Origin of the sequence: Acinetobacter guerrae (assembly GCF_009372255.1) — a bacterium.
GTDB lineage: Bacteria > Pseudomonadota > Gammaproteobacteria > Pseudomonadales > Moraxellaceae > Acinetobacter > Acinetobacter guerrae.
This window is the reverse complement of sequence record NZ_LXGN01000003.1, coordinates 1-1,011: the sequence shown is the minus strand read 5'-3', so window position 1 is coordinate 1,011 and position 1,011 is coordinate 1. Positions and strand designations below refer to the sequence as shown.

The following is a 1,011-nucleotide window of genomic DNA, read 5'->3' as shown; positions in this document are numbered from 1 at the left end:
CCCACTAGCCTGAACTTTATTTTCGATTCTAAAGCCTGTAGTTACACAGCAAGACGCGGGCGATCTACAACTTGGTTATCTACACCATCGACCAAGCGTGTCAATTTCAGGTCAAACACCATTTCAGCAAATGGGCCTTCTACATCGTTGGCTTTCATTGCTTCTGCATCGGTATGTTCTATCGCTTCAATCACCAGTCCTTCACGTGTTGCATAGGCAAAGTCGTCATATGTGTACGGATCACCCGCTACGTTGATTTGCGTGGTCAGTTTGCGATGTCCATCTGCCGACACAAAGTAGTGAATATGCGCAGGACGATTACCATGACGACCCAATTGGTTCAGTAGCTGTTGCGTTGGGCCTTCTGGTGGGCAGCCATAGCCTGCAGGTAAAATAGTCCGCACACGGTACTGACCATGTTCATCAGTCATGATGCTGCGGCGCATATTAAATGGCTGTTGTTCCCCTGTCGGGTCAAAGTGTGAATAGAAACCTTTGGTATTGGCATGCCAGATTTCGACTTTTGCATTTGGCAATGGTTTGCCCTCTGCATCATAAATTGTGCCATGTAAAATCAGGGTATGACCATTTGGATCACTACCATCATCCATACGGGCATAACCAACTGACTCTGGCGCACCTGCTACATACAATGGGCCTTCAATGGTACGAGGCGTGGTATTTTCAATACCCAATGCCGCATCTTCGGCATCCATGCGTAGGTCAAGATAATGGTCAAAGCCTAATCCTGGTGAAAGTAACCCTGCTTCATGGTTAGATCCCAACTGATTCAGATAGGCCACGCCTGCCCAATACTCGTCGGAAGTAATATTTAGATCTTCAATGGCTTTGTATAAGTCTGACAGGATACGATGCATAATCTGTTTGGTTCTTGGATTACCACCTTCTTGTTCCAGACCACTGGCTACGCGTAGAAAATCTTGTACTTCCTGAGTATTGAATATTTTAGTCTCCATGGCTGTCTCCTTGAAATCGCCAAAATGAATAAGT

The 1,011-nt window shown here is 45.9% G+C and carries 1 protein-coding gene; it reads right to left on the bottom strand.

The features are described from left to right. Positions 1 to 41: 41 nt before the first annotated feature. Complete coding sequence (gene catA, locus A7A69_RS03015; protein ID WP_152876263.1) at positions 42 to 977, bottom strand: catechol 1,2-dioxygenase; 936 nt, start codon at positions 975 to 977, stop codon at positions 42 to 44. Positions 978 to 1,011: the final 34 nt, after the last annotated feature.